We start from the raw sequence: 14,360 nt of genomic DNA, 5'->3' as shown, positions 1-14,360 counted from the left end.
CTGAAGCTCTCGTAGCTTCAGCCGCTTTGCTGTTTCCACCTTTCGGCTGGAGGAATTACATGTGGATTGCCCGGTTCTCCGTCGCGGCGAGGCAGGCTTCCTTCATGGCTTCGGCGTAGGTGGGGTGGGCGTGGCTCATGCGGGCCACGTCCTCGGCGGAGGCGCGGAACTCCATGGCCGTTACGGCTTCGGCAATGAGGTCGGCGATGCGCGGGCCGATCATGTGCACGCCCAGGATTTCGTCGGTTTCCTTGTCGGCCAGCACTTTCACGAAGCCGTCGAGGTCCATGGAGGCGCGGGCGCGGCCCGAGGCGCGGAACGGGAACGAGCCGGTTTTGTAGGCCTTGCCCATTTCCTTGAGCTGCTCTTCGGTGTAGCCCACGGCGGCCACTTCGGGCCAGGTGTACACCACGCCGGGGATGAGCAGGTAGTTGATGTGCGGCTTCTGGCCGGCAATGCGCTCGGCCACGTACACGCCCTCTTCCTCAGCCTTGTGAGCCAGCATGGCGCCGCGAATCACGTCGCCGATGGCGTAGATGCCCGGCACGTTCGTTTGCAGGTGGTCATCAACCTTGATGCGGCCGCGCTCTTCCATTTGCACGCCGGCGGCTTCCAGGTTCAGGCCCGCCGTGTAAGGCGAGCGGCCCACGGCCACGAGGCAGTAGTCGCCCTCAAACTTCACTTCCTCGCCTTTGGGGCTGGTTGCGGTTACCGTCACGGTGTCGCCCTCGCGGGTGGCGCCGGTTACTTTGTGGCTCAGGAAGAACTGAATGCCGATTTTGCCGAGCACGCGTTTGAGCTCCTTGCCCAGCGCGCCGTCCATGGTGGGGATAATCGAGTCGGTGTATTCCACCACCGATACCTTGGCGCCGAGGCGGGCGTACACCGACGCCATTTCGAGGCCAATCACGCCGCCGCCAATCACGATCATGTGCTTGGGTACTTCGCGGATGTTCAGGGCCTCGGTGCTGGTGATGATGCGCTGCTTGTCCTGCTGAATGAAGGGCAGCACGGTGGGCTTAGAGCCGGTAGCAATGATGACGTTTTTCGTCTCGATCTGCTGCGCTTCGCCGCCTTCGGTAGGCGTGATGCTGATGTGGTTTTTGTCGATAAACGAGCCCACGCCGCGCAGCACCTCGATCTTGTTCTTCTTCATCAAGAACTGGATGCCGTCGGTATTCGCCTTCACGACCCCGTTTTTGCGGTCGATCATCTGGTTCATGTTCACCTGCAAATCACTCAGCTCAATGCCGTGCTCCTTGAAGGTGGTATGGGCATTGTGGAAGTGCTCCGTCGAGTCGAGCAAAGCCTTGCTCGGGATGCAGCCCACGTTCAGGCAGGTGCCGCCGAGGGTGGGGTATTTCTCGATGAGGGCCGTTTTGAAGCCGAGCTGGGCGCAGCGGATGGCCGCCACGTAGCCGCCGGGGCCGGAGCCGATGACGGTAACGTCGTATTGGTTCATGGGTAGGTCGTTGGAATGCGCTGGGGCAAAGGTAATAGAACCTCACCCCCCAACCCCCTCTCCTATAGAGAGGGGGAGTTAGAATGTAGAATTTGGGGCTGGGAGGCCGTTGAACGGCAAGCTCCCTACCCTTTTTGCAGGAGGGGACGCGGGCCTTTAGGCACGGCTGGGGTGGTTTTCCGTTGCTGATGCCCGAGAGTAAAGGCCAACAAATGGAACGTCATTCCGAGCGAAGTCGAGGAATCTCGCTAGATAGTAAAGTCACGTTCTCGCATCAGCACGCGAGATGTCTCGACTGCGCTCGACATGACGGGCGGGATAAACGGGAAAACAACGTCATTCTGCAGGTCGGCGCAGCTGCTGGGTAACCACTCGACCCGCCGCAGAAAACACGATAAACAACATCAGCAACGATGGACCACCCAAGCCCCGCTGATGCGGGGCCTCCCCTCCTATTTACAGGAGGATAGTTTTTTAGGCTTTGTTTAACGCTGGCCTGACTTAGTAAACGCTGTTACCAAACGCATAGTAACCATATTTACATCCCTCCTACCTCACCTTTGCCCTCGCCAGTAATTTGGCGAATATACCGGGAGCGAAACGTTTCAGGTACACACCCAGCGTTTCTTTGCCGCCGATATAGGCTTCCGGCTCGCCGCGGGCAATGAAGGGCAGGGCGCGGCGGGCGAATTCTTCTGGAGCAAGACCTTTCTCGGTGGCGTCGTCCATGGTACCCAGGGCGCGGCCGTCGCCGGTGAGGGCGTTGATGGACACGCCGGTGCGGATGAAGCCGGGGCAGATGATGGTGATGCCCACGCCGGAGCCGTGCAGCTCGGCGCGGAGGGAATCGAAGAAGCCGTGCAGGGCGTGCTTGCTGGCCGCGTAGGCCGAGCGGTACGGCGTACCAAACTTGCCCACCAGGCTGCTGATGGTGACCACGCGGCCGCTGCGCTGCTGCAGAAGCTGCGGCAACACGGCTTTGGTGAGGGCCACGGTACCGAAGTAGTTCACCTCCATCAGACGGCGGTCAACATCGAGGGAAGTTTCCAGCGCCAGGGAGCGTTGACTCACGCCGCCGTTGTTTACGAGCACATCCAAGCGGCTGTAATGGGCTACTACCTGCTGGGCTTTGGCCGAAAGGCTGGCCGCTTCGGCCAGGTCGAGGGGCAGTACCAGAACTTCGGCGGGGGCGCACGCGGCGGCCACGCGGTGTAGCTCGGCTTCGTTGCGGGCCGAGAGGACGAGCCGGGCGCCTTCGCGGGCAAAGGCCTTGGCCAGCGCCTCGCCGATGCCGGAAGAGGCGCCCGTTACCCAAACAACCTGGTTTTGGAAGTTCATGCGGCAAAGTAGGGTTTCGCTACGCCAAATGAAAGCGGGGCCGCTGCACCAAACGGAGCTAAGCCAAACTACCGCGCTGGCAACATCTTCCAGCACGTCATGCTTCGGCTCCGCTCAGCATGACGTGCTGAAGTTTTCAACCCCACTTCTTAGTCCACCAGCACGCCGATGTAGTAGTTGAACGTGTCGACTTCGAGGTTTTCCTTGGTGACGCCGGGAAGCTCTACGGGCGCAAACTTGGTGTTGGGGCTAATAAACTGATACTCGCCGCCACGGGCGCGCACGCGCACCGGCATGGTAAACCCCGGCACATTGGCCACCCAGCGGGCGAAGGTTTTGCCTTGCTCGAAGCGAAACTCCAGGATTGGCAGGCTATTGTGGCGCAGGTACTGGTTGAATACGGGCGTGAGGTTGAGGCCGCTTTGCTGGTTGACGTAGTCCACAATTTGCTCCGTGGTGACGGTTTGGTGGTAAAACTCTTGCCCCAGCCCGCGCAGAATCTGACGCCATTTGGCGTCGTCGTTCACGATGGTGCGCACCATGTTCAGCAGGTTGGCGCCCTTGTCGTACATGTCGCCGGAGCCTTCGTGGTTCACGCCGTAGGGTCCGATGAGGGGCCGGTCGTTCTGGATGTGGCGACGCTGGCCGTGCACGTACGCCTGGCCGGCAGGCTTGCCGAACAGGCTTTCGGTAAACAACCCTTCGGAGTAGCAGGTGAACGATTCGTGAATCCACATGTCAGCAATGTCCTTGGCCGTGATGTTGTTGCCGAACCACTCGTGGCCGCTTTCGTGGATGATGATGAAGTCCCATTTGTCGCCCCAGCCAGTGGCCGAGCGGTCCTTGCCGAGGTAGCCGTTCTGGTACTTGTTGCCGTAGGCCACGGCGCTTTGGTGCTCCATGCCCAGGTGCGGGGCCTCCACCAGCTTGTAGCCGTCCTGGTAAAATGGGTAAGGTCCAAACCAATACTCGAACGACTTGAGCATGGGCCGCACGTTGGCCGCGAACTGCTGCTTGGCCTTGGCCAGGTTTTCGGGCAGTACCCAGTAATCCAGCGTCAGCGGGCCTTTTTCGCCGGCGTAGGTACCGTCGCTGAAGTGCTGGTAATTGCCCACGTTCAGGGCCACGTTGTAGTTATTAATGGGGTTGACCACAAACCAATCGAAGCGCGTGTAGCCGCCTTTGAGCTTGGTAATTTTGCGCAGCCGCCCGTTCGACACGTCCTTCAGCCCCTTGGGCACGCTCACGCTGATGAGCATGCTGTCCACTTCGTCGCTCTGGTGGTCTTTGGTGGGCCACCACAGACTGGCGCCGGTGCCTTGGCAGGCGGTGGCCACCCACGGCTTGCCCTGCGCATCCTGCGTAAACACGAAGCCACCGTCCCAGGGCGCGTTTTCGGCCACCACGGGTTTGCCGCTGTAATGCACCGTAAACGCCTCGCGGCTGCCTTTTTTAACGGGCTCGGGGAAGGTCACGAACACGGCGTTGGCTTCGCGGGTGAACGGCAGCTCCCAGTTTTTATACACCACCTTTTCCACCGTCATGTTGGCAAACAGGTCGAACTGCAGGCGGGTAAAATCCTGGGTGGCGGTGAAGCGGAATAAGTTGGAGCCGCCGAGGTGGCGCTTGTCCACATCGAGCTTCACGTTGAGGTGGTAGTACGTAATATCGTAGCAGGTGCGCAGCGGCGTGAGGCTGCCGCGCAGGGAGTCGGCCCGGGTGAAGGCCTGCTTGGTTTGCAGCAGTTGGGCCGAGGTGAGCAGCGGCAGCAACAGCCCGCACAGGAGAAAGGCAAAGCGGTAACGCATGGGGTGTCTTCGGATGAGCTAATGAGGTGCGGGTACAGACCCGGCCGCGGCGGGGCGGTTGCGCAACCGGCAACGGCTTACCAATTACGCTTCTTTTTCGGCCTGCAAGCGACGCCAGACCGTTTTCCGCGTTTATGGCTGACCGCGCCGCGGCGTTTGCCGTAGGTTTGCACTGCTTTTCTAGTGTTATGACTGCTTCTTCCGCTGCCACTCGTCCATCGGCTTTGCTCGTGGGCGGGGCGCTGCTTGCCCTCTACCTCATTTGGGGTTCCACCTACCTTGGCACCAAAGTCGCGCTGACGGCGTGGCCACCATTTCTGCTTTCGGCCACGCGCTATTTGCTGGCGGGCGGGGTGCAATACGGTGTGATGCGCTTGAGCGGCGCCGCTGCACCCAGTAAGCAAGACTGGCTGCGCGCCGCCGTGGTGGGCTTTTGCTTGCCGTTGTTCGGCAACGGCGGCACCACGTTTTCGCAGCAGTTTATCCCCTCGGGCCTCGCGGCGCTTATGGTGGCCACGGTACCCATGTTTTTGGCGGTGCTGGGCTGGGTGAGTGGCATTACTCCCAAGCCCACGGCCAAAGTGCTCATCGGCCTCACGCTGGGACTAGGCGGTATGTATTTGCTGGCCAGCACGCGCGTGGCCGCGCCGGTGCTCATTCCGGGTTACCAAACGCTGGGCATTGCGGCGGTGCTGTTGGCGGCGTTCATGTGGTCGGTGGGCTCGTTGTATTCCAAGAAGAAACCCATCGGCGGGTCGCCGTTTCTGGGGGTGGGCATGCAAATGCTGTGCGGCGGCTTTTTCCTGTTGATTGCCGGCTTGCTGCACGGCGAGGCCGACAAGTTTCACGTAACCGGCATCGGCCTGAAACCCTGGCTGGCGTTTGCCTACCTGGTTTCCATGGGCTCCTGGGTGGCGTTTTCGGCCTACATCTGGCTGATTCGGGTAACCGAACCGGCCCTGGCTGGCACCTACGCTTTCGTGAACCCCGTGGTAGCGGTGCTGCTGGGCTGGGCTTTCGCGGGCGAAGCGCTGAACGCGCAGATGGCGGGCGGCGCGGCGCTTATTGTGGTGGCCGTAATGCTGGTGGTGCTGGGCGGCCGCCGCAGCTCTGCGCCCCAGCCGGCCCCCGCCGGCGAGCGGCAGCTGGGCGACATTCAGGACTAAGCAACAGCTGGTTTACGGGGTTAAACAAGCGCTAGTCTATGCCGAAACCGAACGCGGCGGCCGGGACGTGGGCAAGCTCGTGCGTCAGCCAGATTCAGAGACGCCCTAAACTCAACCCTGAATCCTCTCAGTTCATCCGATTTTTGCTGCGCTTCGCCAGTTTAAGCCGGGCTTTGGCGCCGGGTATGCCTTGTTTTGGTCATCAACCAATTCACCTGCTACCCTCGCGCCATGAAAACACTACTTACTCTATCCCTGGCGGCGGCGCCGCTGTTTCTCTCGCAGGCCCAGACCACGGCCCAGGTAACGGGCCGCCTGCTCGACGAGCAGCAGAAGCCCTTGCCCTTCGCCACGGTGCTGCTGCAACCCGCCCGCGACTCGGCGGCCTGGGTAAAAGTAGAAGTGACCAAGGCCGACGGCAGCTACGGCTTTGCCGGGTTGGCGCCGGGCCAGTACCGCCTCACGGTAACCATGCTTGGCTACCAGCCGCACCGCTCGGCTCCGTTTGAGGTTACGGCCGCCCAAACGGCCATGCAGCTGCCGGTGGTTCAGCTCGTGCCGCTGGCTACTCAGCTGAAGGGCGTGGAAGTGGTGGGCCAGAAGCCGCTGCTGGAAATGCAGAGCGACAAAATGGTGGTGAACGTGGCCGCCAGCCCCGGCGCCGCCGGTGCCACGGCCATTGAGGTGCTGCAAAAAGTACCGGGCCTGGTGGTGCTGAACAACCGCATCAGCCTGGCCGGCCGCGAGGGTGTAATCATCCTGCTCGACGGCCGCACCACCCACTACACCGATGTAGTGAGTGTGCTAAAGGATTTCCCCAGCAGCAACATCGAAAAGATTGAGGTACTGACGCAACCCGGCGCGGCCTACGACGCTGCCGGCAGCGCGGGCGTTATCAACATCATTCTCAAGAAAAACACGGGCCTGGGCACCAGCGGCTCGGCCAACCTCACGGCCGGCTACGGCCGCTTTGCCAAAGCCGGCGCCGGTGTCGACCTGAACCACCGCGCCAAAGCCGTGAACGTGTTCGGCAGCTACGCTTACAACCACCGCAAAACCTACGACCAGCTGAATACCGACCGCGTGGTTGAGGAAAACGGCCAACTGGTTGCCTACGCCCAGCAGAGCTACCAGCCGCGCACCTCGCAGGTAAACACCGCCCGCGCCGGCGCCGATTTCAGCCTCTCGCGCCGCCAGACCCTGGGCGTGCTGCTCAACGGCTACACCGCCCGCACCGACGTGAATGCCGAAAACCGCGTTGATGTAACCAAAGGCACCGGCGTGGTGAACAACACCACCCGCAACAACAGCCAGCGCAGCACCAACAGCTACGCCGGCAACCTGAACTACAAGCTGGCCCTGGACTCTCTGGGCCGCGAGTTGGTGCTCGATGCCGACTACTCCACTTACAGCTCCGGCAACGACAGCCGCCTGAGCAACAGCTTGGGCACTTCGGAAGTCCCGACCCTGGAGCTGCTGCGCTTCGATCAGCAAACCGATATTCAGCTGCGCTCGGTCAAGGCCGATTACCGCCACCCGCTGGGCAGCACCGCCAACCTGGCGCTGGGTGCCAAAACCAGCCAGGCAAACATCGACAGCAAGCTGGACTTTGCCCGCCTGGCGCAAAATGCATGGGTTCCTGTGTCCGGCCGCTCCGACCATTTCCGCTACGAGGAACGCATTTCGGCCGCTTACGTGAGCTTCGACAAGCAGCTGACGGGCCTGAGCGTACGGACCGGACTGCGCGCCGAGCACACGTATTCCCTGGCTAACTCCGTGGCCCTGGACCGCACCGTGCGCCGCGACTACCTGCAATTATTCCCCAGCGTGTCCGTCGACAAGGCGCTGACCAAGAAGTTGGGCACCACCCTCTCCTACGGCCGCCGCATCGACCGGCCCAGCTACCAAGACCTGAACCCCAGCATTGTATACCTCGATCCGTACACCCTGCAAAAGGGCAACCCCTTCCTGAAGCCGCAGTTTACCAACGCCTACAAGGCCGCCGTAACCTACCAGAAACAGCCCGTGCTGCTGTTCGCCTACAACCGCACCAACAACGCCATTAGCCTGGTTACGGGGCAGGAGGGCAGCATCATCTACTCGACCACCGCAAACCTGGACCGCCTCGACAACTACAGCGGCACGCTCAACTTCCCCATTAGCCTGGGCAAGCTGCTAAGCGGCTACGGCGGCACCAACGTGTTTTACAACAAGTACCGCAGCCAGTATTTGGGCAATGAGTACCGCAACAGCAAGCTGTCGGCCATGTTTTACCTGCAAAACAAGGTGAAGCTGCCGCAAAACATGAGCCTGGAGCTGTCGGGCTTTTACCACACGGCGGGCGTGAACGGGCTCATCAACTTCCGCCCCTTCGGGCAGGCTACCGTTGGCCTGCAGAAGTCCTTCCTGAAAGACCAGGCCCAGCTGCGCCTCGCCTGCTCCGACGTGTTCTTCACCAACAAGCAGCGCGGCACGGTGCAGTACCAGGACATGAACATCCGCTTCTTCACCCAGAACGAGTCGCAGCAGGTGCGCGCCAGCTTCAGCTACAAGTTTGGCAACCAGCAGCTGCAGGCGGCCCGCAAACGCGCCACCGGCCTCGACGAAGAGCGCGGCCGCGTGAAGTCCGACAAAGAGTAACTTACCGACCGCGGCTGGTCCGCGCCGCCCCATGAAAACCTTCGTAAACCGTCCGCAACGTTCCGATGTGCAGGTAGTAGCCGTGTACTGGCTGGTCGCTCTGCTCATCATCTTCCCCAGCTACGTGGTGGAGTTTGGCTGGCTGCGGTCGGTGGCCGCTATGGCCTACAACATGGTGCTGGACACCGCGGCCGTGTACTTCATCGTGTTCTGCTTTCTGCCGCTGGTCATGCAGCAACGGATGCGCCTGGTGGCCCTGCTGCTGATTCCGTTGTTCCTGCTGCTGAGCGGCCTGCTGTTCAAAGCCGGTTACGACCTGATTCTCGGCCAGACGCTGCCCTGGACGCCGACGCAGCTGATCAGCAGCATTATCCGCCACGGCCAGAGTTACGGGGTACTGGGCATTATGCTCATCGGCAAGGGCTACTTTGACATGCAGCGCCGCCTGCTGCTGGCCCACAAAGCCCAGACCGAGAGCGAACTGAAGAACTTGAAAGCGCAAATCGACCCGCACTTTCTCTTCAACAACCTCAACATTCTGTACGCCCTCATTCAGCAGGACAAGCAGATTGCCAGCCACTACCTCAGCTGCTTTTCGGCCCTGTACCGCTACCTCATTCGCCACAAAGACGACGATTTTGTGTCGCTGGCCGACGAGCTGAAGTTTGTAGACGAGTACATCTACCTGCTTAACCACCGCTTCGGGCAGGCCTACTCCTTCCACAAAGTAGTGCTTACCGAGGCCAACCTCGATGGCCGCTTTGTGGTGCCGGCCACCCTACAGATTCTGGTGGAAAACGCCATCAAGCACAACCGCGGCGACGAAGACAACCCGCTGGCCATTGTCATCAGCGTGAACGACGACACGGTGTCGGTGAGCAACAAGATTCGGCCTAAGCTCACGCCGGTGGAGTCTACGGGCACTGGCCTGCTGAATTTGCAGGAACGCTACAAGATTCTCTCGAACAAGGAAATGCAGATTTACCGGGACGGTTTTTTTGAAGTATTGGTCCCCGTCATCAAAGAGTGGAACTAGCTTCGCCTATCTTCTCCCGTTAGTTTGCTTTGTTACCTGCTATGAACGTTCTGATTATCGAAGATGAGGAGTGGTCGGCGCGCCAAACCACGCAGTTCCTGCACGATTACGCGCCCCAGGCGCAGGTACTAGCCGTCATCAAGAGCGTGGAAAAGGCCCTGGACTGGTTTGCCCGCAACCCCATGCCCGACCTGGTTTTCTCCGACATCGAGCTGCTCGACGGCAACGTGTTCACGCTCTACAGCCAGGTTAGCATCACCTGCCCCATCATTTTCGCCACCGCCTACGACCAGTTTCTGCTGCAAGCTTTTAAAGTAAACGGCATTGCGTACCTGCTCAAGCCCTTCGACGCGGAGCAGTTCAAGATTACCCTCGACAAGTACGACGCGCTGCGCACCAATTTTACCCAACCCAGCGCGGCGCCCGCCACTGGCCTGAACGAGGCCGTGGTGCAGGAGCTCAGCCGGGCCTTGCAGCAAAACAGCCGCTCGTTTAAGCAGCGCTTTTCGGTGCGCATGCGCAACAGCCTCTACATCTTGTCCGTCGACGACGTGATGTACCTGCAGGCCGATGAAGGCGTGGTTTTCGCCACCGATAAGCAAGCCGCCCGCTACCCGCTCGCCGGCACGCTCACCGACTTGGAACGCCAACTCGACCCAGACCGCTTTTTTCGCATCAACCGCTCGGAGCTGGTAAACATCAGCTACGTGGAGAAAATAGAGCCCTACTTCAACAACCGCCTGTCGGTAAAAATGAAGAACGCCGATACGGCCCTGGTAACCAGCACGGCCCACACGCCCGAGTTCCGTAAGTGGCTGGAAGGCTAACCGCCCCGGCTGCCCGCACTTTCTTTCGCTTACCCCGCGCCCTAGCGCCCCGCTTACTACATCGCATGCTTACGCTTCCCTTGCTCCTCCCCGCAACCTTGCCCTATGAAAAAGATCTGCACTGTCGCCGTCATCACCGATGACCAGTTTTTCCGGGACGCTTCCACGTACTTCCTCGCGCAGCAGAACTACGCCGTACTAGACCTCGGCCAGGCCGAACACGAGATTCACGCCCAGCTCCTGCACCAACGCCCCGACCTGCTGATTTTGCACACCGGGCACCAAGGCGCCTGCGCCCTGCGGTGCATTCACGAGCACAACCTCCCTACCAAAACGGTAGCCTACACCGACGCAGTAGGCCAGCCTCCTTCTATCAGAATTACCACAAGAAGCGCGCCCGCCTAGCCAGCTTCTCGCAGCCCGAAACTTCGGTGGCTGCACCCCCGGTTGAGGCCGCTCCCGCCCTGGTAGCCACCGTCTAACCCTCCCCTATCGTCATTCCCGGGCCGAAGCCCTGCTCGCCGCGTTCCAGACCGCAGCAGCCGCCCCGCGGCCCTTTCTTTTCACCGATACGCTGGCGCCGCCTGCGGGTGGCCTGGCCTTGCCTTGTCATGTCCACTTCCTCCATCCTGCTCGCCGAAACCCAGCAGCTTTCCTTCCGGTTTGGCGCCACGCCCATTCTGCACGAGGTTAGTTTGGCCGTACCCGCCGCCAGCATTTACGGCTTTTTGGGCCCGAACGGCGCCGGCAAAAGCACTACCCTGCGCGTGTTACTGGGCTTGCTGCCCGCCCCCGCCGGCACCGTCCGCCTCTTTGGCCAGGACCTGGTGCGCCAGCGCGAAGCCGTGCTCAGCCGCGTGGGCGCCCTCATCGAAAACCCCTCGCTGTACGACCACCTCACGGGCCGCGAAAACCTGGAAGTGACGCGCCGCCTGCGCCGCTTGCCGGCCGCCCGCACCGCGGCCGTGCTGGAGCTGGTGGGCCTCACCGCCGATGCGCACCGCCCCGCCCGCCAATATTCCCTGGGCATGCGCCAGCGCCTCGGCATTGCCCTGGCCCTGCTGCCCGACCCCGAACTGCTCATCCTCGACGAACCCACCAACGGCCTCGACCCAAACGGGATTATCGACATGCGCGAGCTGCTGCTGCGCCTGCAGCGGGAACAAGGCAAAACCATCCTCATTTCCAGCCACCTGCTCAGCGAGATTGAGCGCGTGGCCACGCACGTAGGGGTTATTCGGGAAGGCAAGCTGTTGTTCCAGGGCAGCCTCGCCGATTTGCAACTGCGCCAGGCCGATCAGGCGCACATCGTCATCGAAACCCAGGATGCGGCGGCCTGCCGGCAGTTGCTGCCCGCCGAGCTAGGCGAAGCCCGCGTAACCGCGCCGGGTACTCTGCACCTGCCGTTTCGCACGCCCGAGCGCGTGGCGGCCCTGGTGCAGCAGTTGGTGGCGGCGGGTCAGCCCCTGTACCAGATTGCCTGCCGTCAGCCCAGTCTGGAAGAAACGTTTCTGCACCTCACCGCTACTCGCTCATGAACTCCACGCTGTTCGTTCCCCGCTTTTCTGCGCCGTCGCTGCCCGATCAGCTGCGCGGCGCGCTGCTAGCCGATGCGCTGAAGCTTCGCCGCACGGCCGCTCTGCGGTTGGCCCTGGGCCTGGCTACGCTGCCGGTACTGGTTATTTTTCTGGTGTTCTACTTCCGGGGCGCATCGCTGCTGACAGCGGGCCAAAGCCCCTGGGTGCCTTATCTGCACAACGCCTGGCGCACCGAAGTTACGCTGTTGCTGCCGCTGTTCGTGGTGCTGCTCACCAGCTTGGTAGTGCAGGTTGAGCACCGTTCCAGCGCCTGGAAGCACCTGCACACCCTGCCCGTAACACGCGGTGTGCTGTTCTTCAGCAAGCTGCTGGTGCTGCTCGGGCTAAGCTTGCTGGCGCAGGTACTGCACGCTGTTTTACTGCTGCTCACCGGCTGGTTGCTGGGCCTGTTGCAGCCCGATTTGGGCTTCCAGCTTCACGCCGCTCCCGTGGCCGCCGTGGCTACAGCCGTGCTAAAAATTTACGCCGGCACGGCCGGCATTCTGGCCGTGCAATACGTGGCGAGCCTGGCGTGGCGCTCCTTCGTGGTGCCCATTGCATTGGGGTTAGCCGGCACAGTGCTGGCCCTTACGGTGCTGCGCATCGCCCATGCCGACTTGCTGCCCTACGGCGCGCCGCTGCTTACCTGGCGAACTTTTGCCGCCGATGGCCCCGCGCTGCTGGTACCCGCTACGCTGGCTCCGCACGAGTGGATCAGCCTCGTGTGGGTAGCGCTGATGCTGGTGTTCGGTCCCCTGTGGCTGCGTCGTCGGCTGGCCTAGCGTTCCTGGGTCCTATTCAAAAGTGCTGTTCCTGGCGAAAACTCAACCCCAGGCTAAGGAGTGTGGGCAGTTACTGAAATGAGATTTTGAGGCTTTTGAGAACGTCATACTGAGCGCAGTCGAAGCATCTCTACCGCTTCGCTTTCACAGAATCGTTCGGTACAGATGCTTGACTTCGCCTACCTGCGGTTCGACAAGCGGACGCCAGATGAGCATGACATTCTTTTTGGCTTACTCTCCACATACCTGGCCCAGATGGTCCGGCAGGCTGACTTCCAGGAGCTGTGGTTTGCGGGCCCCGATACGATTGAGGAGCTAAAAGACTCGCCGCTACGCTACTGCACCTACTTTCCGCACCCGCTCCGTCGTACGGCTAACGGCTATGCCGTAGCTGCTTAATGCGCGGTGAGAAAGCTGAAATGCTGTTTACGCAGGTTGGTTTGCCGCTTATGTCGTCTAGCGTTTGGGCTTGTACCCACTGAGCACGGCCTTGCCCGTAGCCACCGTCAGCGCATCTTCCACAAAACCCGGCCAGGGCTCCTGCAGACTGGTGCGCTCCGAGGCCAGTTTGCGCAGACGCAAAGCCGCAAACGTACCCGCTACCGCCCCCAATCCACCCACCGCAGCGCCGGTAAACAGGCTGCCACGGCCGGTTTTATAAAGCACCGCGCCCACCAAAGCGCCCGACAGAATCCGTCCCAGCAACACGGGCGGCACGGTGCGGTCGGGCATGCCGGGGAGCTTGTCACTGACCATTTCAGCCCCCGCCATCAGCTTCAATCCGCGCGAAGCGGTTTTTGACTGCATCCAGCTAAGAGCGGACTGAGCCAATCGGCCCGAGGGCTTGGCCCGCAAGGCGCTGCTGAGCAAGGCCGGGGCCGTCATGCTGCGCATACCGGCAACGACGCCTAGCCCGAGGGCTTTCCAAAAAACAGAAGGGCGGGATTTAGACATACAGCAAGGGGCTTGGTTGCCGTGTTAAACGCAATAAACCAGCCGGCGGGTTATTGCAGATGGTGCCTGGCCGCACAAACCACACTAAACTCTTGCTCTTTAGCCCTCTGCAGAATCTGAAACTATGCAGGCCAGGGCAATATTATAATGTTTACATCCTATATTGGATAGCAATCCGCCTGGCTTAGCTCTTTAACAACTACCCATTGGGAGGGTAGGAGAAGCGCTACGCAGGGCTCGGGCAGATGCAGGGAAGAGCCAGACTGGCCCTAACTTGCACAGGCAGCCTACGTATGAATTCTACGCCTTCATTTCCCTGCTATGACTGCTCCCGCTTCCCTCTCCGACATCTGCCACGAAGCCGACATCAAGACCCTCGTGGATAGTTTTTACGACAAGGTGAACCACGACGAGCAGCTCGGGCCCACATTCAACAGCATGGCGCAGCTGTACTGGCCTTCGCACCTGCTCACCATGTACGATTTTTGGAGCAGTACGCTGTTGGGCACCATGCGCTTCACCGGCGAGTCTATTACCAAGCACGTCGCGCTTCCGCTGCAGGGCGAACATTTCCAGCGGTGGCTGAATCTGTTTAACGCCACGGTAGAGGAGAAATTCGCCGGCCCCAAAGCCGAAGAGGCCAAGGCCAAAGCTTCAGGCATTGCCGCTTCTTTCAACCCGAAGTCTTCCCGCCAGTGGATACCGGTGAGCTAAACCGGCGTCGGCATTACCAAGAGAAAATAAAAAAGGCGGCCTTTGCGGGCCGCCTT

General features: G+C 61.0%; 13 protein-coding genes. 9 read left to right on the top strand and 4 right to left on the bottom strand.

The genetic code is table 11. From position 1 onward, the window contains the following. Positions 1 to 55: 55 nt before the first annotated feature. From lpdA to ABD903_RS21635, 3 genes are all read right to left on the bottom strand, one after another. The gene (gene lpdA / locus ABD903_RS21645) at positions 56 to 1,462 is read right to left on the bottom strand and encodes a dihydrolipoyl dehydrogenase (RefSeq protein ID WP_345227712.1); all 1,407 of its coding nucleotides are present in this window, start codon (positions 1,460 to 1,462) and stop codon (positions 56 to 58) included. Between the two features lie 549 nt (positions 1,463 to 2,011). Then, positions 2,012 to 2,800 carry an SDR family oxidoreductase gene (locus tag ABD903_RS21640; protein WP_345227710.1) on the bottom strand — a complete coding sequence of 263 codons (789 nt, stop codon included), beginning with the start codon at positions 2,798 to 2,800 and terminating at the stop codon, positions 2,012 to 2,014. A gap of 149 nt (positions 2,801 to 2,949) precedes the next feature. Continuing rightward, positions 2,950 to 4,608: a M1 family metallopeptidase gene (locus ABD903_RS21635; protein ID WP_345227708.1), complete on the bottom strand. Its 1,659-nt coding sequence runs from the start codon at positions 4,606 to 4,608 to the stop codon at positions 2,950 to 2,952. Between the two features lie 188 nt (positions 4,609 to 4,796). Between ABD903_RS21635 and ABD903_RS21630 the strand changes: the two genes are divergently transcribed. The 8 genes from ABD903_RS21630 to ABD903_RS21595 all read left to right on the top strand — a co-directional run bounded on the left by ABD903_RS21630 (position 4,797) and on the right by ABD903_RS21595 (position 13,035). Continuing rightward, positions 4,797 to 5,774 (top strand): EamA family transporter, encoded by a 978-nt coding sequence (locus ABD903_RS21630; protein WP_345227706.1) that lies wholly within the window; start codon positions 4,797 to 4,799, stop codon positions 5,772 to 5,774. A 231-nt stretch (positions 5,775 to 6,005) separates the two neighbouring features. Beyond that, positions 6,006 to 8,414: an outer membrane beta-barrel protein gene (locus ABD903_RS21625; protein ID WP_345227705.1), complete on the top strand. Its 2,409-nt coding sequence runs from the start codon at positions 6,006 to 6,008 to the stop codon at positions 8,412 to 8,414. Between the two features lie 31 nt (positions 8,415 to 8,445). Continuing rightward, positions 8,446 to 9,450: a sensor histidine kinase gene (locus tag ABD903_RS21620; RefSeq protein WP_345227703.1), complete on the top strand. Its 1,005-nt coding sequence runs from the start codon at positions 8,446 to 8,448 to the stop codon at positions 9,448 to 9,450. A 41-nt stretch (positions 9,451 to 9,491) separates the two neighbouring features. Beyond that, positions 9,492 to 10,277, top strand: a complete 786-nt coding sequence (locus ABD903_RS21615; protein ID WP_345227702.1) for a LytR/AlgR family response regulator transcription factor — start codon at positions 9,492 to 9,494, stop codon at positions 10,275 to 10,277. A gap of 105 nt (positions 10,278 to 10,382) precedes the next feature. After that, positions 10,383 to 10,682 (top strand): hypothetical protein, encoded by a 300-nt coding sequence (locus tag ABD903_RS21610; protein WP_345227700.1) that lies wholly within the window; start codon positions 10,383 to 10,385, stop codon positions 10,680 to 10,682. Between the two features lie 206 nt (positions 10,683 to 10,888). After that, positions 10,889 to 11,815, top strand: a complete 927-nt coding sequence (locus ABD903_RS21605) for an ABC transporter ATP-binding protein (protein ID WP_345227698.1) — start codon at positions 10,889 to 10,891, stop codon at positions 11,813 to 11,815. Continuing rightward, positions 11,812 to 12,636 carry an ABC transporter permease gene (locus tag ABD903_RS21600; RefSeq protein WP_345227696.1) on the top strand — a complete coding sequence of 275 codons (825 nt, stop codon included), beginning with the start codon at positions 11,812 to 11,814 and terminating at the stop codon, positions 12,634 to 12,636. Before ABD903_RS21605 ends, ABD903_RS21600 begins: the two co-directional genes overlap by 4 nt. Before the next feature lie 165 nt (positions 12,637 to 12,801). Further along, on the top strand, positions 12,802 to 13,035 hold the full coding sequence (locus ABD903_RS21595; RefSeq protein WP_345227694.1) for a hypothetical protein: 234 nt from the start codon (positions 12,802 to 12,804) through the stop codon (positions 13,033 to 13,035). 57 nt (positions 13,036 to 13,092) lie between these two features. Here ABD903_RS21595 and ABD903_RS21590 read toward each other — a convergent pair whose 3' ends face one another. Further along, complete coding sequence (locus tag ABD903_RS21590; RefSeq protein WP_345227692.1) at positions 13,093 to 13,590, bottom strand: hypothetical protein; 498 nt, start codon at positions 13,588 to 13,590, stop codon at positions 13,093 to 13,095. 321 nt (positions 13,591 to 13,911) lie between these two features. Between ABD903_RS21590 and ABD903_RS21585 the strand changes: the two genes are divergently transcribed. After that, positions 13,912 to 14,304 carry a group III truncated hemoglobin gene (locus tag ABD903_RS21585; RefSeq protein ID WP_345227690.1) on the top strand — a complete coding sequence of 131 codons (393 nt, stop codon included), beginning with the start codon at positions 13,912 to 13,914 and terminating at the stop codon, positions 14,302 to 14,304. Positions 14,305 to 14,360 lie beyond the last annotated feature (56 nt).

Origin of the sequence: Hymenobacter koreensis (assembly GCF_039541855.1) — a bacterium.
Lineage (GTDB): Bacteria > Bacteroidota > Bacteroidia > Cytophagales > Hymenobacteraceae > Solirubrum > Solirubrum koreensis.
The sequence above is the reverse complement of the archived record's forward strand: the minus strand, read 5'-3'. Positions and strand labels throughout refer to the sequence as shown.